Source organism: Bradyrhizobium ivorense (assembly GCF_900696085.1).
GTDB classification, from domain to species: Bacteria; Pseudomonadota; Alphaproteobacteria; order Rhizobiales; family Xanthobacteraceae; genus Bradyrhizobium; species Bradyrhizobium ivorense.
On record NZ_CAADFC020000013.1, the window covers coordinates 64,996 to 87,314 of the forward strand.

The following is a 22,319-nucleotide window of genomic DNA, read 5'->3' on the forward strand; positions in this document are numbered from 1 at the left end:
GCGACCCTGGCGGGTACGGCCAGATGTCACGCCAGGCCTTCCGGTGTCAGACGGTCATAGTTTGGGCGGCGGCGCCGAGCCCAGGATCATCTCGATCGACAAGCCGAGCCCAAGCAGCCTGGCATCGCTGCCCACGGCACCATCGATCTCGAGTCCGACCGGAAGGCCATCCGAGGTCATGCCGGCATAGAGTGACAGGCCGGGAAGGCCGGCATTGCTGCCGGGATCGGTGTTGCGGATCATGGTGCCGAAGGTCGGCGCCGGCTCGCCGCCATTGACCGACATCTCGCTCGACCCGTTGGTTTCGTCGATCAAGGGCGCGGGTGCGATCGTGGTCGGAAACAGGATGGCGTCCACTCTGTTGTCGCGGAAATAGGCCGCGTAGATCGCCTGCAGCGCCGGGCGCTGCACGCGGATCGCGTCGTCATAGGCGGCGCCGAAGGCGTCCGTGGTGATGGCCCCGAACGCGCCGACGACGTCGGGGCTGGCAACCTTCGCCGCGATGTCGGCGAGCGTGATGCCCTCGATCCCGGACGCCGCGAGATAGGCCGGGATATCGGCGATCGGCTCATGCAGCGCCACCACGAACGACACCTTGCCGTTCTGCTCGAACAGATCGGGCATGTCGATATCGACCAGCACCACGCCGGCACCGGCGAGCTTCGCGCAGGCCGCGCGGGCGACGGCTTCGACGTCGCGGTCGAGACCGTTCCAGAAGCACGCGGGAATACCGAGGCGAACGCCGCGCAGCGGTGCGGCCACAGCGAGCGGCGCGCCCGTGATCACGGCATCGAGCAGCGCGACATCCGCCACCGTGCGGCCCATCGGGCCGACGGTGTCGCGGGTATGGCTGATCGGAACCACCTGATTGTCGTCGTGATAGCGCCGCTCGGCGCCGCCATTGCCGACCGATGGCCTGAGGCCCACGGTGCCGGTCAGCGCCGCCGGCACCCGGGTCGAGCCGCCGGTGTCCGATCCGAGGCCGCAGGTGACGATGCGTGCGGCGATCGCGGCAGACGTTCCGCCCGACGAGCCGCCGGGAATCCGCGTGACGTCGTACGGATTTCTCACCGGCCCGGCGAACGGCGCAAGGTTGGTGCTGGTGATGCCGAAGGCGAGCTCATGCAGATTGGTCTTGCCGATGACGACAGCGCCGGCGTCGAGCAGCTTCTGCAGCGACGGAGCGTTGCGCGCGGGCCGCGCGTGCTGCAGTGCCGGCGTGCCGCCCGTGGTCGGCAGATCTGATGTGTTGATGTTGTCCTTGACGACAATTGGCAGGCCGGCGAGCGGACCCGCCCGTTGGCCGGCATCGACCTGCCGCGCAGCCGCAAGCGCGCCGTCGCGATTCAGGACAATGAACGCGTTGAGGTGCTTGAGCTGCTCGGCGCGATCGAGCGCAGCCTGCACGACGCTGACTGCCGTCACCTTCTTGTCGCGGATCGCGGCGACGATCTCAGCGGCAGTCGCTTCAGTGGAATTGGCCATCGAACCCTGCGCCCCCTCGCTATGGGCGCAAGGCTAGGCTTTCGGCCGCTTGTCGTAAACCCGTTTCGCCTTGCCGAGCGAGCGTTCCAGCGTCTCGGGGGCGACGGCCTTCACGACGGCGGTGATGCCGATCGTGTTCTTGATGAAGGCGGCGACCTTGTCGGCGTGCGCGACCAGCCCGCTGCCGTCCCAGCTCTCGGGACGGGCCTCGGCGAGCACGGTCATCTCGTCCATGCGGCCTTCGCGGGTGAGCTCGATGATGAAATGGCCGCCGCACCAGTCGGTCGCCAGCAGCGCTTCCTCGATCTGGGTCGGGAACACGTTGACTCCGCGCAGGATGATCATGTCGTCGGAGCGGCCGGTCACCTTCTCCATCCGCCGCATGCCGGGCCGCGCGGTGCCGGGCAGCAGCCGCGTCAGGTCGCGGGTGCGGTAGCGGATGATCGGGAAGGCTTCCTTGGTCAGCGAGGTGAACACCAGCTCGCCCTTCTCGCCGTCCGGCAGCACCGCGCCGGTCACGGGATCGATCACCTCGGGATAGAAATGGTCCTCCCAGATGTGCAGGCCGTCCTTGGTCTCCACGCACTCCTGGGCGACGCCGGGGCCGATCACCTCCGAGAGGCCGTAGATGTCGGTGGCGTCCATGTCGAACGCCTGCTCGATCTCGACGCGCATCGCGTTGGTCCAGGGCTCGGCGCCGAAGATGCCGAATTTCAGCGACGATTTGCGCGGGTCGAGGCCCTGCCGCTTGAACTCGTCGAGGATCGCCAGCATGTAGCTCGGCGTCACCGTGATGATGTCGGGCTTGAAGTCGTTGATGATCTGCACCTGCCGCTCGGTCATGCCGCCGGAGATCGGCACCACGGTGCAGCCGAGCCGCTCGGCGCCGTAATGCGCCCCTAAGCCGCCGGTGAACAGGCCGTAGCCATAGGCATTGTGCATCAGCATGCCGGTGCGGCCGCCGGCGGCGCGGATCGAGCGCGCCATCACGTCGGCCCAGGTGTCGATGTCGGCCCTGGTGTAGCCGACCACGATCGGCTTGCCGGTGGTGCCGGAGGAGGCATGGACGCGGACCATTTGCTCGCGCGGCACCGCGAACATGTTGAAGGGGTAGTTGTCGCGCAGATCCGTCTTCACCGTGAAGGGGAATTTGGCGAGATCGGAGAGCTGCTTGAAGTCGGACGGGTGCACGCCGGCAGCGTCGAACGCCTTCTTGTAATGCGCGACATTGTCATAGGCGTGCTTGAGCGACCAGGCGAGCCGCCGGGTCTGCAGCGCCATGATCTCGTCGCGCGAGGCGCGCTCGGCGGCGTCGAGCTCGGCGTGATAGGAGCTGTCCTTGACCTTGAGCTTTGCCGTTGCCATCAGATTCCCCCGAAGCCGTTATGCCTTGATGTCCGTATCCGGCAGCCATGTGCCTGATATGACCCGCGAATGGCCGCGAAACTCGGCGATCACGCTGTCGCCGACGCTGACGCGTACGTCGTAGATTCCGGAGCGGCCGCTGCGCGAGATCTCGCGCGCGGTCGCGACCAGCCGGTCGCCGAGCTTGCCCGGCCGGATGAAGCTGATGTTGCCCTGCGCCGCCACGGCGCGCTCGTTGCGGCTGTTGCAGGCGAAGGCGAAGGCGGAATCCGCCAGCGTGAAGATCAGGCCGCCATGGCAGATGCGCTGGCCGTTGACCATGTGCGACTGCACATTCATCGCCATCACCGCCAGCCCCGGCTTGATCTCGACCAGCTCCATGCCGAGGCCCTTGCTGGCGTCGTCCTCCTTCCACATCGCCTCCGCGCAGGCGCGGGCGATATCCTCGGGCGATAACGTGGCCTTCACGTTCACAGCGAACTCCCTGTCAGCGGGCCCGTTGGAATGGGCCTCTTGAGATCAAGTGTTGGGCGTGACGTGTCAGACGTCAACGCTACTTCCTTCCGTCATTCCGGGGCGATGCGCAGCATCGAACCCGGAATCTCGAGGTTCCGGGTTCGCTTCGCGCCCCGGAACGACTGCAAGCGATCACACGTGATCGTAATCGACCACGACCTTCTCCGAGCACGGCTTGGCCTGGCAGGTGAGGATGAACCCCGCCTTCAGCTCCCACGGCTCCAGCGAATAGTTCAGGTCCATCGGAGCCTCACCCGCGACCAGCTTGGCGCGGCAGGTCGAGCACATGCCGCCCTTGCAGGCGAAGGGCAGGTCCATGCCGGCGCGCAGCGCGGCGTCGAGGATCGACTCGCCCTCGGCGACCGGCACCTCGCGGCGCTTGCCGTCGATGATCAGGCCTGCGGTGGCCTTCGGCGGCGCGCCGGCAGGAATGACGACCTTTGGCCGCGGCTTGCCGCCGAATTCCGAGACGAAGCGCTCGACATGGATGCGCTCATCGGCGATGCCGATCTCGCGGCAGGTCGCCTCGATGGTCTCGCTCATCGCGGCCGGACCGCAGACGAAGACATGATCCACGGTCTCGGCCGGCACCAGCGAGCGCAGCAGCACCCGCACCTTGTCGCCGTCGAGCCGCCCGTGCAGGATCGGGATGTCCTGCTCCTCGCCCGAGATCACGTGAAACACCGAGAGCCGCTGCATGAAGCGGTCCTTCAGCTCCTCCAGCGCCTCACGGAACATCATGCCTTCGGTCGAGCGGTTGCCGTAGAACAGGAAGAAGCGGCTGTCGGGCTCGCGCGCCAGCACGCCCTTGACGATCGAGAGGATCGGCGTGATGCCGCTGCCGGCGGCGAAGCCGACATAGGTGCGCGCTTCGCCGGGCGCATGCGCGACGCCGAACCGGCCGGTCGGCGTCATCACGTCGAGCTCGTCGCCGGCCTTCAGATCCTCCGCAGCCCAGCTCGAGAACGCGCCGCCGTCGACCCGCTTCACCGCGATACGCAGCTCGCCGTCGTCGGGGCCGGAGCAGATCGAATAGGACCGGCGGATCTCCTCGCCGTCCATCGTGGTGCGCAGCGTCAGATACTGGCCTGGCACAAAACTGTAGTCGGCTCGCAGATCGTCGGGGATCGCGAAGGTCATGGAGACCGCATCCGACGCCTCGCGGCGCAGATCGTTGACGGCCAGACGGTGGAAGCGCGGGGTCGACATGGTCAATGACACTTGAAGTAATCGAAGGGTTCACGGCAGCTCTTGCAACGCCACAGCGCCTTGCAGGAGGTCGAGCCGAATTCGGACAGCAGCTCGGTCTCATCAGAGCCGCATTGCGGACAGGCCACCTGCTGCGCGCCGAACAGCGCGCGGCGCGAGGAGCCCGGCAGCGGCGGCGCGATGCCGTACTCCTTCAGCTTGCGGCGGCCGTCCTCGCTCATCCAGTCGGTGGTCCAGGCCGGCGACAGCACGGTGCGGACCTTCGGGCGCTGGATGCCTTCGCGCTCCAGCGCGAGCTCGATTTCGAGCGCGATCATGTTCATCGCCGGACAGCCGGAATAGGTCGGGGTGATCGCGACCTCGACATGGCCGTCGCGCACTTCAACGTCGCGGAGCACCCCGAGATCGGCGATGGTCAGCACCGGGATCTCGGGATCGACCACCTGCGCGGCCGCGCTCCAGGCGCGCCGGCGCAGATCGGCATCATTGAGCGTGGCGGTCACCATGTCGCCCCCGGAAAGGTCCGCGGCAGCGACTGCAGTTCGCTGAGCAGATGGCCGAGATGCTCGCTGTGGCTGCCGCTGCGGCCGCCCTTTTGCATCCAGTTGTTGGCCGGCAGTTGCAGCGTCGCTTCGTTGACGATGCCGGTGACCGTCTTCAGCCACCGCGGCTGCAGCGACGCCGGATCGATCGCGATGCCTGAAACGATCAGGCCGCGCTCGCTGTCGTCGACTGCGAACATCTCGCCGGTGTAGGACCAGAGGTGATCAATCGCGTCCTGGGCGCGGCGATGGCTCTCCGCGGTGCCGTCGCCGAGGCGGACGATCCATTCCGAGGAATGCCGCAGATGATAGGCGCTCTCCTTCTCCGACTTCGCCGCGATCGCGGCCAGCGTCGGATCCTTTGAGGCCATCATCGCGCGCCAGTAGAGATCGGCGAACGCCGCGTAGAAGAACTGCCGCACCAAAGTGCGGGCAAAATCGCCGTTGGGCTGCTCGACCAGCAGTAAATTGCGGTACTGGCGGACGTCGCGCAGATAGGCGAACTTGTCCTCGTCATTGTCACGGCCCTCGACCTTGGCGGCGTAGCCGTAGAGCTCGCGCGCCTGGCCGAGCAGATCGAGGCCCATATTGGCGAGCGCCATGTCCTCCTCCAGCGCGGGCGCATGGCCGCACCATTCGGACAGGCGATGGCCGAGGATCAGCGCATCGTCGGCGCGGCGCAGCGCGTAGAGCACCAGCGGCGTTTCGGAGACTTCGATGTTGGCGACGGCCATTGATCAACTCGCTGGTTTCGTCATTGCGAGGTGCGGAGCGACGACTTGTCCGCCGAAGCCTTGGCGAAGGCGGAAGCAATCCATCCTACCGCGGGCGCTGAAGCATGGATTGCTTCGCTGCGTTCGCAATGACGGAAGAAGTCACATATGCCCGACTTCGTCGGGCACGTCGTAAAACGTCGGATGCCGGTAGATCTTGGATTCCGCCGGCTCGAACATCATGCCCTTCTCGGACGGATCGGAGGCCGTGATCGCGTTCGACGGCACCACCCAGATCGACAGTCCCTCGCCGCGGCGGGTGTAGATGTCGCGCGCGGCCTGCAGCGCCAGCGTGGCGTCGGACGCGTGCAGCGAGCCGACATGCTTGTGCGCGAGCCCGTTGCGGCTGCGGATGAAGACTTCCCAGAGCGGGGTGTTCGGCGTGGCCATCTCGATGCTCCCTTATTCGGCCGCCTGCGCGAGCTGACGGTTCTTGCGCTTCTCGGCATAGGCCGCGGCGGCCTCGCGCACCCAGGCGCCCTCGTCATGCGCCTTGCGCCGTGCGGCGAGACGATCGCGGTTGCACGGACCGTTGCCGGCCAGCACCTGCTTGAACTCGTCCCAGTCGATCGCGCTGTATTCCCAATTGCCGTTGGCGTTCTGCTTCATGCCGGGATCGGGAATGGTGAGCCCGAGGAACTCGGCCTGCGGCACCGTGGCGTCGACGAATTTCTGGCGCAGCTCGTCGTTGGAGAAGCGCTTGATCTTCCACTTGGTCGAAGTGTCGCTGTGCTGGCTCGCCTGGTCCGGCGGGCCGAACATCATCAGCACCGGCCACCACCAGCGGTTCAATGCGTTCTGCGCCATCGCCTTCTGCTCCGCGGTGCCGCGGCACAGCGTCACCATGATCTCAAAACCCTGGCGCTGGTGGAACGACTCCTCCTTGCAGACGCGGATCATCGCGCGCGCATAGGGGCCGTAGGAGCAGCGGCAGAGCGGGATCTGATTCATGATCGCCGCGCCGTCGACCAGCCAGCCGATGGTGCCGATGTCGGCCCAGGTCAGCGTCGGGTAATTGAAGATCGAGGAATATTTCGCCTTGCCGGAGAGCATGCCGTCGACCAGCTCCTCGCGCGAGGTGCCGAGCGTCTCGGCGGCGGCGTAGAGATAGAGGCCGTGGCCGCATTCGTCCTGCACCTTGGCGAGCAGCGCGGCCTTGCGGCGCAGCGACGGCGCACGGGTGATCCAGTTGCCCTCGGGGAGCATGCCGACGATTTCGGAATGGGCGTGCTGGGAGATCTGCCGGGTCAGCGTCTTGCGGTAGGCGGCCGGCATCCAGTCGTTCGGCTCGATGCGGTCGTCGGCATCGATGCGGGCCTGAAACTGCGCGGCGCGGCCGGCATCCTCGATGCCGCGGTCGTCGCCGTCTGAGCTATTGAGCGCCTGCGTATACATGGCCGACCTCCCTGTGTTGTTAGGCGGAAATATATAACACAATTTTACGATTGCAAGCTATTTCTGTAACATATTCACGCGCCCTCGAAGCGGCGTGCCACCGCCCCGTTGGGCTTCGGCAGCGGCCCGTCCTCGTTGGTCGCGTGCTCGTCAAGCCATTGTTCCGACGGCAAAAGCAGACCGCGATAGATCTCGCCGCAGAGTTTTCGCGCCGCCCTGCCCGGCCAATCCTGCGGCAGCAAGGGCGCCGGCAGCAGCGGATCCCGCAGCACGACGCGGCGGTAATGGTGGATCAAGAGCACCCGCGCGGTGAAAGCGTCGGCGTCGGTCAGCGCCTCGCCTTTGGTGATCCAGCCGTGCAGCGGCTCGAACGTCGTCATGAATTTCAGATAGGCGTCCGCGGTGCGCTCGAGCGGCCAGCTCTCGCTGAGCAGGCGGCGCCCGCTGTCATCCTCCGCAGAAACTTCGAGACGGATCGCGTGCGCCGCTTCATCCGGGACCGGCACGCCCGACGGCGCGACCCACACGCCCGGCAGCGGGCTGCCGAAGCCGGCATTCTTCAGCGCTTCGCGCGCGGTGTCGCGATCCTCGGCATTGCCGATCAAGAGCAGCTCGAAGCGGCCGGTCCAGTCCGACGGCGGCGGATCGTAGATGTGTTTTGTTGCGGTATCGAAGGTCTGCCGGCCCTTCTTGTTCAGCCGATAGAAACTGTTGCGACCGACCCGGTTGCGCTCGAGCCAGCCGTCGGCGGCGAGCCGCGACATCGCGGTGCGCACCACGTTGCCGTCGATGTCGAGCGACTTGAAGAATTCGAGCAGCGTGCCGAGCCACACCGAGCCGCCGCGCGGCACGATGGCGTCGCCGAACACGGTGATGATGATCGAGCCGGTGCGCGACGGCTCGCGCTTCAATTCGTCGACGATACGGGCAAGCGGCTGCGGCATGCCGCAACGCATAGCGCGTTTTGCCGGCCAGCGACAATGCACCTCAAACGTAGCCCGGATGGAGCGAAGCGAAATCCGGGGGCAGCCTGTCCGCGGATGGAATCCCGGATTGCGCTTCGCTGCATCCGGGCTACGAAGTTTCGCGGGGATGGTGAAGGACGACTCGCGGAGACTCCCTCTCACCCGGATCGCATTGCGCTTCGCTTCATGCGATCCGGCCTCTCCCCGCAGGCGGGGAGAGGCAAGAAGGTCACCGGTTCGGATCGGGATAGACGATGCTGCGCCAGCCGCTGCGATCGAACGGGGCCCAGTCGCCTTCCTTCTGCGCGAGGCGATCGGCGACGGCGTAGACCACGGCGGGATGGTGACCCATGCCGCAATGGCTGCTCTCGACTTCGATGCTCTCCGACATCGACGAGGCTTGCTCGCGGCAGCCCTGCCAGGCGCAGATGCCGTCGGTGCGGCTGAAGATCGCGGTGGTCGGTACCGGCGGTGCGCTGGCGAGCGAGCCGCCGAAGCGGGGATCCTCCTGCTCGGCGCGGCGGCCGCTGGCCATCTCGTAGACCCGCCAGGCGTTGGTCGACTTCGGTCCGGCGGCAAACGGGCTGCCGAGCGTGATCACCTGACGGACGCGCTGCGGCATCATCTTGGCGAGCTGGCGCGCATAGAGGCCGCCGAGGCTCCAGCCGACCACCGAGACCTTGCGGCCGCTTACCTCATTCATCTGCTGCAGCAACTCGACCATGCCGTCCTGCACGCCGGCGCGAAGCCCGAGGTTGCGGCCCTGACGCCAGCCGCTGACGGCGTAGCCCTTGCTCTTGAGGAAGTCGCGCAGCGGCCGCGTCGACATGTCGGAGGCGATCAGCCCCGGCAGCACCAGCACCGGATGGCCGTCGCCGCGCGGGGCGAGGCTGAGCAGCGGCAATGCACCAAGGAAAGCACCAAGTTCGGAAATGGCACGGCCTTCCAGAAACATCAGCGTCCTGGAGGGCGGGCGTAGCGTCTGCGCAGCAACCGACATTTCAGCTCCTCTTCCGGCACGGCCCCTAACGTCTCGGCAGCCGGCGATGGGTCAACAGGATGGTCAACAACACTGACGCAAACCTGGCGGAATCGTTCCGCAACGCAACAAACAGCCTTGAAAAGCTAGGGAACCGATTACTTTCGTGCAAGCGGTCAGGATCACACTTGCCACAACTTAAAATGCGGCGTGCCCAATCGGTCACAGCAGCCGCAGCGCATATTCCAAGGTGTAAAGTGCAAGCCCGGCAAGCCCGCCGATCAGCGAACCGTTGAAGCGGATGTATTGCAGGTCCTTGCCGACATTGACCTCAATCAGCGAGATGAGCTGCTCCATGTCCCAGCTCTTCATCTGATCGGCGATGAAGCTGGAGACGCCGCTCTTCTGCTCGGCGACCACCGTGCGCAGAATGGCAGTCAGGCCCTGGTTGATCTCGCTGCGCAGATCGGCGTCGCCGTCGAGCGCGTCGCCGGCCTCGACGAACATGCGCGTCAGCTGATGCTGCAGCACCTGCGACTCGCCGGACGCGCTGCGTTCGAGGAAATCCTTGACGTTGGCCCAGATGGTGCGGCCGAGATTGGCCAGCTCCGGGCGCGCCAGCAAATCGCGCTTCAGCCCCTCGATGCGATCGGCGAATGCCTTGTCGCTGCCGAGCCGGTCGACAAACGACAGCAGCATGCGGTCGAACTCGCCGCGGAACGGATGCTGCGGGTCGTTGCGCACCTCCTCGAAGAACTTCGTGGCTGAGGCGATGATCCGGTTCACCACGAACTTGTCGGCGCGATAGAGCCTGAGCAGCGTCGGCATTTCGGCGCGGACCTTGTCGCGGATCACCGCCATGGTCTCCTGCTGCGTCAACGTCTGGTGCAGCACGCGCAGGATGTCGTCGAGCAGGCCGCCATGCTTGCCCTCCTGCACGAAGCCGCGCAGCGCGCCGGCGGCCAGCGGCGCGAGATCGATCGCGAGAATCTGCGTCGTGACGCGGCGGCTGATGAACGTCATCAGTCCCGAGCTCTCGGTTGCGGCGAGCGCCTCCGGCAGCATGCGCAGCACGAAGCGGGCGAGATCCTCGCTGCGCTTGCGGTCACGCAGCCAGTCGGCGATGAAGCTGCCGAAATCGATCTCGCGCAGCTTGGCCTCGACCGGCCCGGCCTCGAGAAAATTGTTCTCGATGAATTCGCCGAGCTTTTCCGCGATGCGTTCCTGGTTGCTCTGAATGATCGCGGTGTGCGGGATCGGCAGGCCGAGCGGCCGCTTGAACAGCGCGACCACCGCATACCAGTCAGCGAGCCCGCCGATGGTCGCCGCTTCCGCGAAGGCCGCGATGAAGCCGAACACCGGATGGGTCGGCAGCAGCGCCTTCGCAGCGATGAAGATGACGAATGTCGCCGCCAGCACGCCGGTCGCCAGCCACTTGACGCGGCGCAGCTCGGCGGCGCGTTCGGCATCGACGGGCGTTGCGATGAGGGCGGCGGGAAGGGTCATGGGCTTTCGAATGAACGCTAGTCTAGCTAGACGCCACACACCGGCGTCATCCTGAGGTGCGCGCACTTTGCGCGCCTCGAAGGATGGCCACAAGCACCGTCGCTCGCGGCCATCCTTCGAGGCTCGCCGAAGACGGCTCGCACCTCAGGATGACGTCCGAGAAGGTAAAAAAGAAGGCCCGCGAAATGGCGGGCCTTCGAAAAGAGCAGTTGGTCGACGCAGCGATCAGGCGGTCTTGCCGTAGACTTTGGCAAAATTGTCCTGCGCGGTCTTGGCACCGTCGGCGACGAGCTTGCCGAGATACTCTGTCGTGGCCTTCGCCCGCGAGACGAACAGTTCGCCGCGCGCACGGACCAGGTCCGACTGGATCTGGGCGGCTTCGCTCAGCGACTTGGCCGAAGCGAGCTTGTCGATGCCGGCGAAGAACGCCTCGGCGTCCTGGTAGATCGCCTGCTGGACGTTGCGGCTGATCTTGGCGGCCTCGGTCACCGAACCGGCGACAGCGGACTCGATCACGTTGGTGACCTTCTCGGAGCCGGCATAGGCATCGGCGGCGCGGGTCTTGGCGGCCTCGGCCTGCTTCTTCACGAACTCACGGGCGGCTTCCGGAACTTCCAGGTTCTGGAGCTTGGCGAACGCCTCGGTGACGGGCGCGAAGGCTTCCTTGACGCTGTTCAGCACGGAATTGGTTTCGGTGGTCATTTGCGGTCTCTCCATCCTCAGGTTTGAGCTATGGGCTCACCCCGTCCGGATTGGCCCGGGGCGGGAGTGTTATGTCACAATTCATGGTGCGTCGCAACATCGATGTTGCGGCGCGATATCACGAACTCGTGAACAGAGGAATTATCGGGCAATTTGCCTGCAAATTCAGCAGGTTGAGGTACAGATTTACTGCTGAACCGCTCCCGGCAGCCCGTAGGCCTCCATCTGGGCCCGGACCTGCGCCACGTTGTGCCCGAGCACGACGATGTCATGGGTCTTGCCTTCGACGTCCCGGACATGGTCGCGCAGCAGGGCCTCCGCCTTGAAGCCGAGGCTCTCGAACAGCGCGATTGCCGCGCGCTGGTCGACCGTCATCTGCACCGAGAATTTTTCCAGCCCGGCACCGAGCGCAATGGCGAAGGTCTCCTGCGAGAGCGCCCGGCCGACGCCCTGCCCGCGCACGTCGAGCGACACCACCATGCGGATTTCACCGACATGCGGCGACCAGGAATGCGGGTCGCGGACCAGGGTGCCGCAGCCGACCACCTTGCCGTCCTTGACCGCGAGCAGACTCGTGATGTCGCCGCGCTCGATCTCGTTGACCCAGGCCGACAGCACCTTCGGCTGGCTGATGTTGCGCGGCAGGAAAAGCAGGTCATGCGTGGGCAGCTTTTGCGCGAAGGCGAGCACCGCGGCCTCGTCGGCCCGCGTCATCAGGCGAAACTCGATGTCGCCCGCCTCGGTCTTGACGTGGCGCGGATAGGAACGTTGTTCAGTCATGTTGATCTCTCTTAAGTCGATCTCTTGCCCAACCAGGAGTCCAGCTTCGGCCACAGCCGCTTGATTGCATTGGCGCCGGCGACCAGCGAGACGTGACCGCCTTTCAGCATCACCTCCTCCTTGTCCTCCGAGCCGATCTTGGTGATCAGGTGCTTGGCCGCATCATACGGCACGATGTGATCGTGCTCGGCCACGGCATGCAGCAGCGGCACCTTGATATCGGCAAGCTTCGCCGCGCGGCCGCCGACCGTCATGGTGTCGTTGTAGAGCTTGTTGTCCCACATCAGGTCCTTGGTGATGGCGCGGAAATACTCGCCCGCGAGCGGCAGCGTGTCGGTCGCCCAGCGGTCGAACATCCGATAGGACTTCACGAACTCGTCGTTCCAGATGTTCTCCCAGAGCTGGATCTGGCTGGCGACGCGCGAGGCCGGCCGCAGCATCTCGAACGACTGCAGAATCAGCTCGGGCGGCATGTTGCCAGTGCTGTCGATCAGCCCGTCGACATCGAAATAGCGGCGGTCGGCGAAGTTCGAGAACAGCTTCATCTCGCGGAAGTCGATCGGCGTGGTGAAGCAGATCAGATTCTTCATCGGCCCGCCGCTATGGATCGAGCCGTACAGCAGCGAGAGCACGCCGCCGAAGCAGTAGCCGATGACGGAGACGTCCTGCTCACCGGAGTCCTGCTGCACGCGGCGCACCGCGTCGGGGATGAAATCAAGGACATAGTCCTCCATGCGCAGCGACTTCTCCTCCGGCTTCGGCGCGCTCCAGTCCAGCATGTAGACGTCGTAGCCGCGCTTGAGCAGGAATTCGATGAAGCTTTGCCCCGGCACCAGGTCGAGGATGTAGCCGCGGTTGGTGGTCGCCATCACGATCAGCACCGGAATGCGGTAGACCTCGCTCGCCTGCGGCCGATAGTGATACAGGTTCATGGTGCCGCGCGAATGCAGCACGTCCTTCGGCGTCGAGCCGAGCGACGGGCCCGAGGTCGAGAAATACTCGACGCCCTTGATGCTGCGCTGGATCGCGCGCTGCACCTCGGACTGCACCCGTTCCGAGATCGAGGCGATATCAAAGCCTGTGGGAGCGTTCATTTGCGCTCTCCCTCCGGCGGCGGTTGCTTGGTGCGCGGCGGCCGCGGCGTCGCGCCATAGCCTTCCGCGGGCGCCAGCGAGTTGTGGTGCACCTGCTGCAGCAGCGTCTTGATCTCGTTGAGCTGGTTCTCCATCGACTGCAGGCGCTCGGCCATGCCGACCAGTTGGGCGCGGCTCGGCAGGTTCATGGCCAGGAGATACTTCTCCATCAGCTCGCCGAGTTGCTTCTGCATACCCGCCGCGGCGCCGCCGGCCTGATTCATTGCCTTGGAAAATTCCGGCGAACTCATCAGCTGGTTGCCGAAGGAGTTGAACCCCTTCTCCATCTCACCAATCATCGTCTGCCAGATCACGGCAGGATCGTTGCCCTTGTCGGCCATGCGGCGCTCCTCAACACCAATTCCGAGCGCTTGCCGCGCTTTCGCTGTTTCGCACCATACGACACTGTTGTCGTTGATCGGTCAACAGCGGCGCAACCGCGCGGCCTATGGGTCTTCTGCGCTGCGTCAAACCGTGGCATACAGGTTCCTGACCGCGCCACCAGCAGGGGATGCCCGTGACCACGCTCGCTCATCAACCGCCGCAGATCGTCAAGGCCAACGGCATCGACATCTGCTACGAGATTTTTGGCGATGCCAACGCCGAGCCGCTGCTGCTGATCATGGGCCTCGGCGCGCAGATGATTCACTGGGACGATGAATTCTGCCGGCAGCTTGGCGCGCGCGGCTTTCGCGTGATCCGGTTCGACAACCGCGACATCGGCAAATCGGCGCGGATGACCGGCGGCAAGCGCCTCACGGCCTTCGAGCTGCTCAAGCTGCGCCTGCTGAAGATCCCGGTCGCAGCGCCCTACCGGCTGATCGACATGGCGAGGGATACGGTCGGGCTGATGGACGCGCTCGGCATCCGGACCGCGCATCTGGTCGGCGCCTCGATGGGCGGCATGATCGCGCAGGAGGTTGCGATCAGCTTTCCGGAGCGCGTGCGCTCGCTGACCTCGATCATGTCGACCACCGGCAACCCGAGGATTCCGGGACCGACCCGCGAGGCCGGCGCGATGCTGATGGCGCCGCCACCCGCCACCAAGGAAGAGTACTTCGTGCGCTTCGCCCAGACCTGGAAAGTCCTGCGCAACGGCTCATTCCCCGAGGACGAAGCGCTCGATGCCGAGCGCGCGCGGCGCACCTATGAGCGCGGCCTCAATCCGGCCGGGGTCGGCCGCCAGCTCCGCGCCATCCTCGCCTCCGGCAGCCGCAAGGAACGGCTGCGCGCGGTGAAGGCGCCGACGCTGGTGATCCACGGCACGGTCGATCCGCTGGTGCATCCCGAGGGCGGCCGAGACACCGCGGCCTCGATCCCCGGCGCCAAGCTCCTGATGGTCGAGGGCATGGGCCATGCGCTGCCGATCCCGATGTGGCCACAGATCATCGACGCCATCGACAAGCACGCGCACGGGGCCGCAGCGAAGGCGGCGTGAGCCCGGTTTCTCCCGGGTACCATGTGAGTTCAGGGTGCGCTCTTCCGGGCAACGAACGGAGCCTGTAGAGAGCGCGATGCAGCGCGCGGTGCGCGTTTCATCACCGGGAGTTTTCCGATGCACGTGTTTCTCCGGCCGCGGGCCGCAGCCGTCGCCGCCGCGATCCTCCTTGCGCTCACCTCGTCCGCGGCGATGGCGGCGCCGAACGAGGCCCAGCAGGAAGCCAACCGCAAGACCGTGCTGGCGTTCTACGACAAGGGGCTGAACCAGAAGGACGCCGACGCCGCGCTCGCCTATGTCGGCGACCGCTATGTGCAGCACAATCCCGGCGCCGCCGACGGCCCGGAAGGCTTTCGCAAGTTCATCGGCTTCCTGCGCGAGAAGTTTCCGAACTCGCACAGCGAGATCAAGCGCTCATTCGTCGACGGCGACTACGTGATCCTGCATGTCCACGCGGTGCGCGAGCCCGGCACCCGCGGCAATGCGATCGTCGACATCTTCAAGCTCGAGAACGGCAAGATCGTCGAGCACTGGGACGTGGTGCAGCCGATCCCGGAGAATCCGGCGAACGGCAACACGATGTTTTAGCCGTAGCCTGTAGCCCGGATGGAGCCAACGGGTCGCGCGAACGCGCGCCCGATGACAGGCTCCGCGCAATCCGGGGCAGTCGATCCGCGTCGGGAGCTGTCCCGGATTACGCTGCGCTCCATCCGGGCTACAAGTGCGAAGCCTATTGCTTGGTCGCGATCCAGATCACGTGACGCGCGCCGCCGCCGCGCCCGGTCGCGCGCACGGCGACCTCGTTGACCTCGAAGCCGGCGCTGCGCAGTCGCTTGGTGAAGGACGGATGGGGGCCGGACGACCAGACTGCGAGCACGCCGCGCGGTCGCAGCGCACCGTGCGCCGCTGTCAGCCCGGCCGCGCTATAGAGCGCGTCATTGGCCTTGCGCGTCAGCCCCTCCGGGCCATTGTCGACATCAAGCAGGATCGCGTCGAAGGTTTTGGGATGCGACCGGATCACCTCGGTGACGTCGGTCTCCCGAATGCTCAGGCGCCGATCGTCCAGGCTGCCGGCAAAAATCTCCGCCATCGGCCCCCTGGCCCAGGCGACCACCGCCGGCACCAGTTCGGCGACGACGATCCGCGCATCGGCGCCCAGCGCGGCGAGCGCGGCGCGCAGCGTAAAACCCATGCCGAGGCCGCCGATCAGCATATGCGGTTTCGCCACCGCTTCGATCTTCTTGGCGGCCAGCGTGGCGAGCGCGGCTTCGGAGCCGCTGAGACGGCTGTTCATCAACTCGTTGCTGCCGAGCTTGATGGAGAATTCGCGGCCCCGCCGCATCAGCCGCAGCTCGCCGTCGGTGCCGGGAATCTGTGCGGTGTCGAGCTTTTCCCACGGAATCATGCGACGGCTTGTAGCATGGTCAAGGGGCGGAGCCGTAGCCCGGATGGAGCGCCAGCGTAATCCGGGGTGCTGCAACCGCGGCTGCACTGGTCCCGGATTACGCTGCGCTCCATCCGGGCTACAAGGCGGGGCCTACCCGCCGGCCCAGACGTCGAGCACGTAGCGGTTCTTCGCGCCCATCTCCTCGATCCAGCGCGCGGCAGCATTGACATCCGCGCCGGTGCGCTCGCGGTAGATCGACATCAGCGTCGCCTTGACGTCGGGCTCCATCTTGCCGCCGTCGCCGCAGACATAGATGATTGCGCCCTTCTGGATGAGATCCCAGACCCGGCCCTTCTGCGCGGCGATGAGATGCTGCACATAGGTTTTCGGCCCGTCGGTGCGCGAGAACGCGGTGTACAATTCACCGATGCCCTCGGCCGCGAACGCCTTCAATTCGTCCGCATAGATGAAATCCTGATCCGGATGGCGGCAGCCGAAGAACAGGATCGCCGGCCCGAGCGTGGCGCCCTGGGCCTTGCGCGCCGCGCGCTCCTGCAGGAAGCCGCGGAACGGCGCGAGGCCCGTGCCCGGGCCGATCATGATGATCGGCACGGCATTGTCGTCAGGCAGGCGGAAGCCGGCCTTGGTCTCCTTGACCGTGGCGTGGACGGTGTCGCCGGCGCGGCGGCGCGCCAGATAGTTCGAGCAGACGCCCTTGTAGATGCCGCGCCCGGAGCTGGCCGGCGCCTCCACCACACCGACGGTGACGCTGCAGCGCTGCGCCGCGCCGGCCGGTGACGACGAGATCGAATAATAGCGCGGCGCCAGTAGCGACAGCATTTCGAGGTAGAGGTGGAACGGCAGCTCGCAGGCCGGATATTCCTCCAGCAGGTCGAATACCGATTTGCGCTTTGCCAGCACCTCGCTGCGGTAGCGCTCGGCGGAGGCATCGTCCTCGCCGGCATAGGCTTGTAATTTTGGCTTGGTCACCGGGCAGCGGGTGTGCTCGGCCATGATCTGGATCTGCTTGCGGGTTGCGACCTGCTGCAATTCGACGAACTCGGTGAGCAGCCGCCCGACCGACACCGCATTGCCGACCGGCAGTTGCGCGCGGCGGCCTTCCGAGACCTGCAGGCGGATCTGGTCCGCCGGCAGGAAGCCGAAGCGGCGCGCGACGGAATCGACCAGGGTCGGGTCGTTGCGCGGCACCACGCTGAGATGGTCGCCGACGCGATAGTTCAGACTGGCCGGCAGCTCGACCTCGATGTGCCGGGTCGAGCGATCCGACGGATTGGCGCCGTCCTTGGTCTGCAGCTCGCTGTTGACCAGCACCTTCATCGGCACCGCGCCGCCCTGCGTCACGATGGTGTTGACCGCGCCCTGCGCGACCGGCTCGATCGCATAGAGCGGCTCATCCTCGGCCGTGCGGGTGAAATTCCAGTCGATGCCGAATTCCTTGGTCGCGACCTTCGCGGCCTCCGGGAACCATTTCTGGAACTGGCCGTCGAGATCGCTGCGCGCATCGCCCTCGCCGCGCGGATACACGGCGCGGGCTCCGTGCGCGGTCAGCTGCTCGTCGATGAAGCGCGGCACCGACTGGTAGGTCGCGGCCCAATCGCTGTTGCCGCAGCCGAACACCGCGTAGCGCACTTTTGCAAACGCATTCTTCGACAGATCGCTGCCGAGCCATTTGACGAATTGGGTGGCGTTGTCGGGCGCCGCGCCGTTGTAGGAGGCGCAGATGATCAGAACCCCGCCGTCCTCCGGCAGCTGGCCGACATAGTCGTCGAGCGGACCAAGCCGCGTCGCAAAGCCGTTGATCTCGGAGAGATCGGCCATGCGGGTGGCGAGCTCCTCGGCCGAGCCGAGGTTGGAGCCGTACAGCACCAGCATCGGCGTGTTGTGACCGGGACGCGTGGTCGGCGCGCGCGGCGCCTTCGGCGCGGCCGCGACGGCGGCCGTGCTGCCGGCGAACGCGCCGCGGTCCCTGTCGTCGCGCGGCCGCACCTTGATCTTGAAGCCGTCGGGCTTGACCGTCAGCGTCTCCTTCAGGTGCATCTGGTAGCGATGGATGTCGATCAGCTTGAAGCGCTGCAGGATCATGCCGATCGCGAGCGCCGCCTCGTGCATCGCAAAGCCGCGGCCGATGCAGGCGCGCTGGCCGTTGCCGAACGGCTTCCAAGCATTGATCGGCCGTTTTGCTTCCGCCTCGCGGCTGAAATTCTCGGGATCGAACACGTCGGGGTTCGGGCCCCAGACGCTGGGATCACGATGCAGCGCCATCACCAGAATGGTGACGAAGGTGTTCTTCTTCAGCTTGTACTTGCCGCCGATGGTCTCATCGGCCAGTGGCGCGATGCCATAGGCCGGCGCCGGCGGCCACAGCCGCAGCGCCTCCTTCAGGCATTGCGTGATGTAGGTGAGCTGCGTGACCTGCTGGTAGGTCGGCCGTGCATTGACGTCGGGGCCAAGGACGCGATCGACCTCCTCGTAGCACTTCTTCAGGATCTCGGGATTTTTCAGCAGCGCGTAGATCGTGCAAGATAGCAGCCCGGAGGTGGTCTCGTGGCCGGCAATCAGAAAGGTGTTGATCTGGTAGCGGATGTTGACGTCGTCGAGCTGCTCGCCGGTGGCGCGGTCGACGCCGGTCATCATCGCGGCCAGCATGTCCTTCTTGTCGGAGGTGGCGTCGGTGTTGCCGCGCCGCTCGGCGATGATCTCGTCGACCATCTTGTTCATGAAGGCGACATCTTCGGTCAGCGTCTTGCGCCGCTTCTGCATCCACAGCCCTTCCAGCGGCAGGCCGCGGGTCATCATGATGGTCTCGAGCGAGCGCACCAGCGATTCCACGAAGGGGTGGTAGTCGCGGCGGTAGAACGAGTTGAAGCGGTAGTCGAAGCCGCACAGGCCGATGGTGTCGAGCGTCAGCGCCGTCATGTCGTGGACGACGTCGATCTCCTCGTCGGCGTTGAGTCGCTCCCATTTCTTGACCAGCTGCTCGGCGATATCGACCATGCTCGGGTGGTACGACTGCATGGCGCGGTTGCCGAACGGCTGCATCAGGATGTTGTGCGCCTTGCTCCAGTTCGGCTCCTTGGTGTCGGCGGTGAACAGGCCGTCGCCGCCGACCGCGCGCACCCGCCGCAGCGAGCCGCGCACCGCCTTGTCGAAGCGCTTCTCGTCGGACAGCTCGTCGACCAAGTCATGGCCGGAGACGATGACGAGCGGCGCGCCCATCATGTCGAGCCAGAAGATCGGCCCGAGCTCCTTCGCGAGCTTCACCAGATGCTGCACCGGCGCGGTCGAATCCAGCGACAGCATGTTGCCGACCACCGGTTTGGTCGGCGGCTGCGGGATCGGACTCAGTCTGTTGCCGGACGCCATTGTCGGATTGCCCCCTCGCCTCGAACTACGCTCGTCATTCCGGGATGGTCCGAAGGACCAGACCCGGAATTCTCGAGATTCCCCGATGCGCAATTGCGCATCTGTGGTTCGCGCTACGCGCGCCCCGGAATGACGACTTCGTCGTCACCCAAACCGCTTTCTACGCCACTCGATCAGCTTGGCGCTGACTTCGTCGGGCTTTTCCTGCTGCGTCCAATGGCCGCTGTCCTTGACCAGATATTTCTCGAGGTCCGGCACCAGCCGCTCCATGCCGTCGGCGGCCGACGGCGGCAGCACCGCGTCGTTCTCGGCCATGATCATCAGCGACGGCACCTTCACATGATGGTCCAGCCCCGCCGAGCGCTCCCAGTTGCGGGTGAAGTTGCGATACCAGTTGATGCCGCCGGTGAAGCCGGTTTTCGTAAAGGTGTCGACAAACACCTGCTTTTCCTCCGCCGAGAGGATCGGCGTGCGCGGATCATGCTTGGCGTCGTAGTTCGCGATCATCTGCGGAAACGCCAGGTTGAGCCGCGCCGAGGCGCCGACGCCGGCGATCGGCTGCTCCTCCGGCGTGCCCGGCGGACGCGCCACCGGCTTGCGCATGAAGGCGTCGAAGGTCTGCTCGACCCGGCTGCCGAAGATCCGGTCGGGCTCGCGCGCCGGGTCCTGGAACTGGACGATGTACATGTGGTCGCCGAAGCGCTGGCGGAACAGCGCGATCGGGTCCATCGGCGCGCGGTCCCAATGCGGCGTGTTGACGCCGACGACGCCGGCGACCCGCGACGGATGCCGCAGCGGCATCTGCCAGACGACGAAGCCGCCCCAGTCGTGACCGACGAAGATCGCCTTGTCGATCTTGAGGTGGTCGAGCAGGCCGACGAGGTCACCGGTCAGATGCTCCATGTCGTAGGCCTCGACCGGCTCCGGCCGGTCGGTCGCGCCATAGCCGCGCTGATCCGGGGCGATCACCCGGATGCCGGCCTCGCCCAGTGACTTGATCTGGTGACGCCAGGAGAACGCCAACTCCGGCCAGCCGTGGCACAGCACCACCGGCGGCGTGTCGGTCTTGGGCCCTGCTTCGTAGAAGCCCATGCGGATGCCGTTGGTCTCGGCGAATTGCAGCGGCGGCATTTTGATCATGGCCAAGGACCCCTATTCGGCCGCGCCCTTGATGTCGGCAGGCGGCGGCGCGAACGCCGCCTCGAGTGCATCGAATTCGAGCGGCAGCATGTCGCACATCACCTGCACATGCGGGATGATGTTGGCGCCGACGATGAAGCCGAAATCGAGCTGGTCGCGGTAGCTCTGCACGGTGATGTTGAGCGCGACCCCGTGGGTCGAGATCGAGACCGGGAAGATGTGCAGCAGTTCGGCGCCGGCCGCATACAGCGTCTGCCGCGGCCCCGGCACGTTCGACACCGTAATGTTGGTCGCCGGCGGCAGCACGTTGGAGAGGTCGGAACGGCTGTAGAGCAGCGCCATGATCTGCACCAGGATCGGCGCGCCGAGCAGCGAGATATTGGAGACCTGCGGCATCAGGGCGCGCAGCGGATGCGACATCTCCTTGGACTTGGTCGACTGCGCGATGATGGTTTCCAGCCGCTGCTTGGGATCCTCGATGTCGGTCGCGATCGAGCAGATCATGCCGAACACCTGGTTGTTGGCGTCGGCATTGCCCTCCTCGCGCAGCGAGATCGGCACGCCCGCGGTCAGCGACTTGTTCGGCAGCGCGCCCTGGCTGATCAGATAGCGCCGCACCACGCCGGAGGCGAGCGCCAGCACGACGTCGTTGAGCTTGCCGCCGGACGCCTTCGCCAGCGCCTTGGCGCGCGACAGCGAGATCGAGGTGCCGGCAAAGCTGCGCTCCGACGAGATCGCCTTGTTGAGGATGGTCGGCGGCGAGGCCATCGCCTGCAGGCTCTCGCGCGATCGGGGATCGGCGACCTTGGCGACCACGTCCGACAGGCTCTTGAGCACGGTCGGCATGCTGGAGGCGAACTTCACCGCGCTCTCGATCTGGAACATCGCGTTGTCGAACAGGATCGAGCCGAGATCGCTCTTGCCGGAGCGCGGCAGCTCCAGGCTCTTCTGCGCGGTCGCCGCGGCCTCGAACGGCTGGGTCCAGAGCTGCTGATAGGCGTCGATCAGGTTGGCGGCGATGTCGCGCGGCTCCTGCGCGACCTTCCGCGCGCTCGGCGGCTCGACCACGCGCGGCACCGGCGTCAGGTCGTAGATCATGCTGGTCAGCGCTGCGCCGGCACCGCCGTCGATGCAGGCATGGTGCATCTTGGAATACAGCCCGATCTCGTTGTCCTTCATGCCCTCGAACACGTAGAACTCCCAGAGCGGGCGGGCGCGGTTCAACAGCTTGGCGTGCATCCAGCCGACGATGCGCTCGAGCGTGGCGCGGTCGCGCGGCGCCGGCAGGCTGGCGCGGAAGATATGGCGGTCGATGTCGAACTGGTCGTCCTCGACCCAGGACGGATGGTCGATGTCGAGCGGCGCCTTCTGCAGCCGCGCTTTCAGGATCGGCGCGATGTGCAGCCGCGAGGCGATCATCGCCTTGAACTCTTCGAAGAAGTCGCCCTTGTAGCCGTCGGGCAGGCGGAAGATCGCCATGCTGCCGACATGCATCGGCATTTCCGGCGTTTCCAGATAGAGAAACGATGCGTCCAGCGAGGACAGCTTCTTGGCGTCGCTCATGATCTCCTCCCGAGAACCAACTTATACGGGCGCCTTGGCGGCGCTTCTCGTCATTCG

At 65.8% G+C, this 22,319-nt stretch carries 21 protein-coding genes; 2 read left to right on the top strand and 19 right to left on the bottom strand.

Features of this window, described 5'->3' with window-relative positions; genetic code table 11:
* Positions 1 to 54 precede the first annotated feature (54 nt).
* From iaaH to CI41S_RS18070, 15 genes are all read right to left on the bottom strand, one after another.
* On the bottom strand, positions 55 to 1,485 hold the full coding sequence (iaaH, locus tag CI41S_RS18000) for an indoleacetamide hydrolase (RefSeq protein WP_139860888.1): 1,431 nt from the start codon (positions 1,483 to 1,485) through the stop codon (positions 55 to 57).
* Between the two features lie 33 nt (positions 1,486 to 1,518).
* A complete protein-coding gene (gene paaK / locus CI41S_RS18005) occupies positions 1,519 to 2,850 on the bottom strand; it encodes a phenylacetate--CoA ligase PaaK (RefSeq protein WP_139860889.1) in 1,332 nt (443 codons plus the stop codon).
* Between the two features lie 18 nt (positions 2,851 to 2,868).
* Entirely contained in the window at positions 2,869 to 3,324 is a 456-nt protein-coding gene (paaI, locus tag CI41S_RS18010) for a hydroxyphenylacetyl-CoA thioesterase PaaI (protein ID WP_139860890.1), read from the bottom strand.
* A 174-nt stretch (positions 3,325 to 3,498) separates the two neighbouring features.
* Positions 3,499 to 4,575: a 1,2-phenylacetyl-CoA epoxidase subunit PaaE gene (paaE, locus tag CI41S_RS18015; RefSeq protein ID WP_139860891.1), complete on the bottom strand. Its 1,077-nt coding sequence runs from the start codon at positions 4,573 to 4,575 to the stop codon at positions 3,499 to 3,501.
* A gap of 2 nt (positions 4,576 to 4,577) precedes the next feature.
* The gene (paaD, locus tag CI41S_RS18020) at positions 4,578 to 5,081 is read right to left on the bottom strand and encodes a 1,2-phenylacetyl-CoA epoxidase subunit PaaD (RefSeq protein ID WP_139860892.1); all 504 of its coding nucleotides are present in this window, start codon (positions 5,079 to 5,081) and stop codon (positions 4,578 to 4,580) included.
* Positions 5,075 to 5,851: a 1,2-phenylacetyl-CoA epoxidase subunit PaaC gene (gene paaC / locus CI41S_RS18025; protein WP_139860893.1), complete on the bottom strand. Its 777-nt coding sequence runs from the start codon at positions 5,849 to 5,851 to the stop codon at positions 5,075 to 5,077. The genes paaD and paaC overlap by 7 nt, the downstream gene beginning before the upstream one ends.
* 141 nt (positions 5,852 to 5,992) lie before the next feature.
* Positions 5,993 to 6,280, bottom strand: coding sequence for a 1,2-phenylacetyl-CoA epoxidase subunit PaaB (paaB, locus tag CI41S_RS18030; RefSeq protein WP_139482070.1), 288 nt, complete (start codon positions 6,278 to 6,280; stop codon positions 5,993 to 5,995).
* Positions 6,281 to 6,292: 12 nt separating this feature from the next.
* Positions 6,293 to 7,285: a 1,2-phenylacetyl-CoA epoxidase subunit PaaA gene (gene paaA / locus CI41S_RS18035; protein ID WP_139482071.1), complete on the bottom strand. Its 993-nt coding sequence runs from the start codon at positions 7,283 to 7,285 to the stop codon at positions 6,293 to 6,295.
* Positions 7,286 to 7,359: 74 nt separating this feature from the next.
* Positions 7,360 to 8,229, bottom strand: a complete 870-nt coding sequence (paaX, locus tag CI41S_RS18040; protein WP_139860894.1) for a phenylacetic acid degradation operon negative regulatory protein PaaX — start codon at positions 8,227 to 8,229, stop codon at positions 7,360 to 7,362.
* Positions 8,230 to 8,479: 250 nt separating this feature from the next.
* A complete protein-coding gene (locus CI41S_RS18045) occupies positions 8,480 to 9,250 on the bottom strand; it encodes an esterase/lipase family protein (protein WP_139860895.1) in 771 nt (256 codons plus the stop codon).
* A 201-nt stretch (positions 9,251 to 9,451) separates the two neighbouring features.
* Positions 9,452 to 10,735: a DUF445 domain-containing protein gene (locus CI41S_RS18050; protein WP_139860896.1), complete on the bottom strand. Its 1,284-nt coding sequence runs from the start codon at positions 10,733 to 10,735 to the stop codon at positions 9,452 to 9,454.
* 225 nt (positions 10,736 to 10,960) lie between these two features.
* Positions 10,961 to 11,437 (bottom strand): phasin, encoded by a 477-nt coding sequence (locus CI41S_RS18055; protein WP_139482075.1) that lies wholly within the window; start codon positions 11,435 to 11,437, stop codon positions 10,961 to 10,963.
* 186 nt (positions 11,438 to 11,623) lie between these two features.
* Positions 11,624 to 12,217 carry a GNAT family N-acetyltransferase gene (locus CI41S_RS18060; protein WP_172626794.1) on the bottom strand — a complete coding sequence of 198 codons (594 nt, stop codon included), beginning with the start codon at positions 12,215 to 12,217 and terminating at the stop codon, positions 11,624 to 11,626.
* Between the two features lie 11 nt (positions 12,218 to 12,228).
* Positions 12,229 to 13,311, bottom strand: a complete 1,083-nt coding sequence (locus CI41S_RS18065; RefSeq protein WP_139482077.1) for a PHA/PHB synthase family protein — start codon at positions 13,309 to 13,311, stop codon at positions 12,229 to 12,231.
* A complete protein-coding gene (locus CI41S_RS18070; RefSeq protein WP_139482078.1) occupies positions 13,308 to 13,691 on the bottom strand; it encodes a hypothetical protein in 384 nt (127 codons plus the stop codon). Before CI41S_RS18070 ends, CI41S_RS18065 begins: the two co-directional genes overlap by 4 nt.
* A gap of 170 nt (positions 13,692 to 13,861) precedes the next feature.
* Here CI41S_RS18070 and CI41S_RS18075 point away from each other — a divergent pair, with 170 nt between their 5' ends.
* The gene (locus CI41S_RS18075; protein ID WP_139860898.1) at positions 13,862 to 14,788 is read left to right on the top strand and encodes an alpha/beta fold hydrolase; all 927 of its coding nucleotides are present in this window, start codon (positions 13,862 to 13,864) and stop codon (positions 14,786 to 14,788) included.
* A 117-nt stretch (positions 14,789 to 14,905) separates the two neighbouring features.
* Complete coding sequence (locus CI41S_RS18080) at positions 14,906 to 15,376, top strand: nuclear transport factor 2 family protein (protein ID WP_139860899.1); 471 nt, start codon at positions 14,906 to 14,908, stop codon at positions 15,374 to 15,376.
* A gap of 142 nt (positions 15,377 to 15,518) precedes the next feature.
* Here CI41S_RS18080 and CI41S_RS18085 read toward each other — a convergent pair whose 3' ends face one another.
* The 4 genes from CI41S_RS18085 to CI41S_RS18100 form a co-directional block, all read right to left on the bottom strand.
* Complete coding sequence (locus tag CI41S_RS18085) at positions 15,519 to 16,193, bottom strand: polyamine aminopropyltransferase (RefSeq protein WP_139860900.1); 675 nt, start codon at positions 16,191 to 16,193, stop codon at positions 15,519 to 15,521.
* Positions 16,194 to 16,325: 132 nt separating this feature from the next.
* Positions 16,326 to 19,559, bottom strand: a complete 3,234-nt coding sequence (locus tag CI41S_RS18090) for a bifunctional cytochrome P450/NADPH--P450 reductase (protein WP_139860901.1) — start codon at positions 19,557 to 19,559, stop codon at positions 16,326 to 16,328.
* A 144-nt stretch (positions 19,560 to 19,703) separates the two neighbouring features.
* Positions 19,704 to 20,699, bottom strand: a complete 996-nt coding sequence (locus tag CI41S_RS18095; protein WP_139860902.1) for an alpha/beta fold hydrolase — start codon at positions 20,697 to 20,699, stop codon at positions 19,704 to 19,706.
* Between the two features lie 12 nt (positions 20,700 to 20,711).
* A complete protein-coding gene (locus tag CI41S_RS18100) occupies positions 20,712 to 22,262 on the bottom strand; it encodes a WS/DGAT/MGAT family O-acyltransferase (RefSeq protein WP_139482084.1) in 1,551 nt (516 codons plus the stop codon).
* Positions 22,263 to 22,319: the final 57 nt, after the last annotated feature.

What these genes read in the sequence shown, in the direction of transcription:
- iaaH (WP_139860888.1), bottom strand. Translation starts at nt 1,485, where the DNA reads ATGGCCAATTCCACTGAAGCGACTGCCGCTGAGATCGTCGCCGCGATC.
- CI41S_RS18065 (WP_139482077.1), bottom strand. Translation starts at nt 13,311, where the DNA reads ATGAACGCTCCCACAGGCTTTGATATCGCCTCGATCTCGGAACGGGTG.
- CI41S_RS18045 (WP_139860895.1), bottom strand. Translation starts at nt 9,250, where the DNA reads ATGTCGGTTGCTGCGCAGACGCTACGCCCGCCCTCCAGGACGCTGATG.
- CI41S_RS18100 (WP_139482084.1), bottom strand. Translation starts at nt 22,262, where the DNA reads ATGAGCGACGCCAAGAAGCTGTCCTCGCTGGACGCATCGTTTCTCTAT.
- paaD (WP_139860892.1), bottom strand. Translation starts at nt 5,081, where the DNA reads ATGGTGACCGCCACGCTCAATGATGCCGATCTGCGCCGGCGCGCCTGG.
- CI41S_RS18060 (WP_172626794.1), bottom strand. Translation starts at nt 12,217, where the DNA reads ATGACTGAACAACGTTCCTATCCGCGCCACGTCAAGACCGAGGCGGGC.
- CI41S_RS18070 (WP_139482078.1), bottom strand. Translation starts at nt 13,691, where the DNA reads ATGGCCGACAAGGGCAACGATCCTGCCGTGATCTGGCAGACGATGATT.
- CI41S_RS18050 (WP_139860896.1), bottom strand. Translation starts at nt 10,735, where the DNA reads ATGACCCTTCCCGCCGCCCTCATCGCAACGCCCGTCGATGCCGAACGC.
- paaE (WP_139860891.1), bottom strand. Translation starts at nt 4,575, where the DNA reads ATGTCGACCCCGCGCTTCCACCGTCTGGCCGTCAACGATCTGCGCCGC.
- paaX (WP_139860894.1), bottom strand. Translation starts at nt 8,229, where the DNA reads ATGCCGCAGCCGCTTGCCCGTATCGTCGACGAATTGAAGCGCGAGCCG.
- CI41S_RS18090 (WP_139860901.1), bottom strand. Translation starts at nt 19,559, where the DNA reads ATGGCGTCCGGCAACAGACTGAGTCCGATCCCGCAGCCGCCGACCAAA.
- CI41S_RS18085 (WP_139860900.1), bottom strand. Translation starts at nt 16,193, where the DNA reads ATGATTCCGTGGGAAAAGCTCGACACCGCACAGATTCCCGGCACCGAC.
- paaB (WP_139482070.1), bottom strand. Translation starts at nt 6,280, where the DNA reads ATGGCCACGCCGAACACCCCGCTCTGGGAAGTCTTCATCCGCAGCCGC.
- CI41S_RS18055 (WP_139482075.1), bottom strand. Translation starts at nt 11,437, where the DNA reads ATGACCACCGAAACCAATTCCGTGCTGAACAGCGTCAAGGAAGCCTTC.
- CI41S_RS18095 (WP_139860902.1), bottom strand. Translation starts at nt 20,699, where the DNA reads ATGATCAAAATGCCGCCGCTGCAATTCGCCGAGACCAACGGCATCCGC.
- paaC (WP_139860893.1), bottom strand. Translation starts at nt 5,851, where the DNA reads ATGGCCGTCGCCAACATCGAAGTCTCCGAAACGCCGCTGGTGCTCTAC.
- CI41S_RS18080 (WP_139860899.1), top strand. Translation starts at nt 14,906, where the DNA reads ATGCACGTGTTTCTCCGGCCGCGGGCCGCAGCCGTCGCCGCCGCGATC.
- CI41S_RS18075 (WP_139860898.1), top strand. Translation starts at nt 13,862, where the DNA reads ATGCCCGTGACCACGCTCGCTCATCAACCGCCGCAGATCGTCAAGGCC.
- paaA (WP_139482071.1), bottom strand. Translation starts at nt 7,285, where the DNA reads ATGTATACGCAGGCGCTCAATAGCTCAGACGGCGACGACCGCGGCATC.
- paaK (WP_139860889.1), bottom strand. Translation starts at nt 2,850, where the DNA reads ATGGCAACGGCAAAGCTCAAGGTCAAGGACAGCTCCTATCACGCCGAG.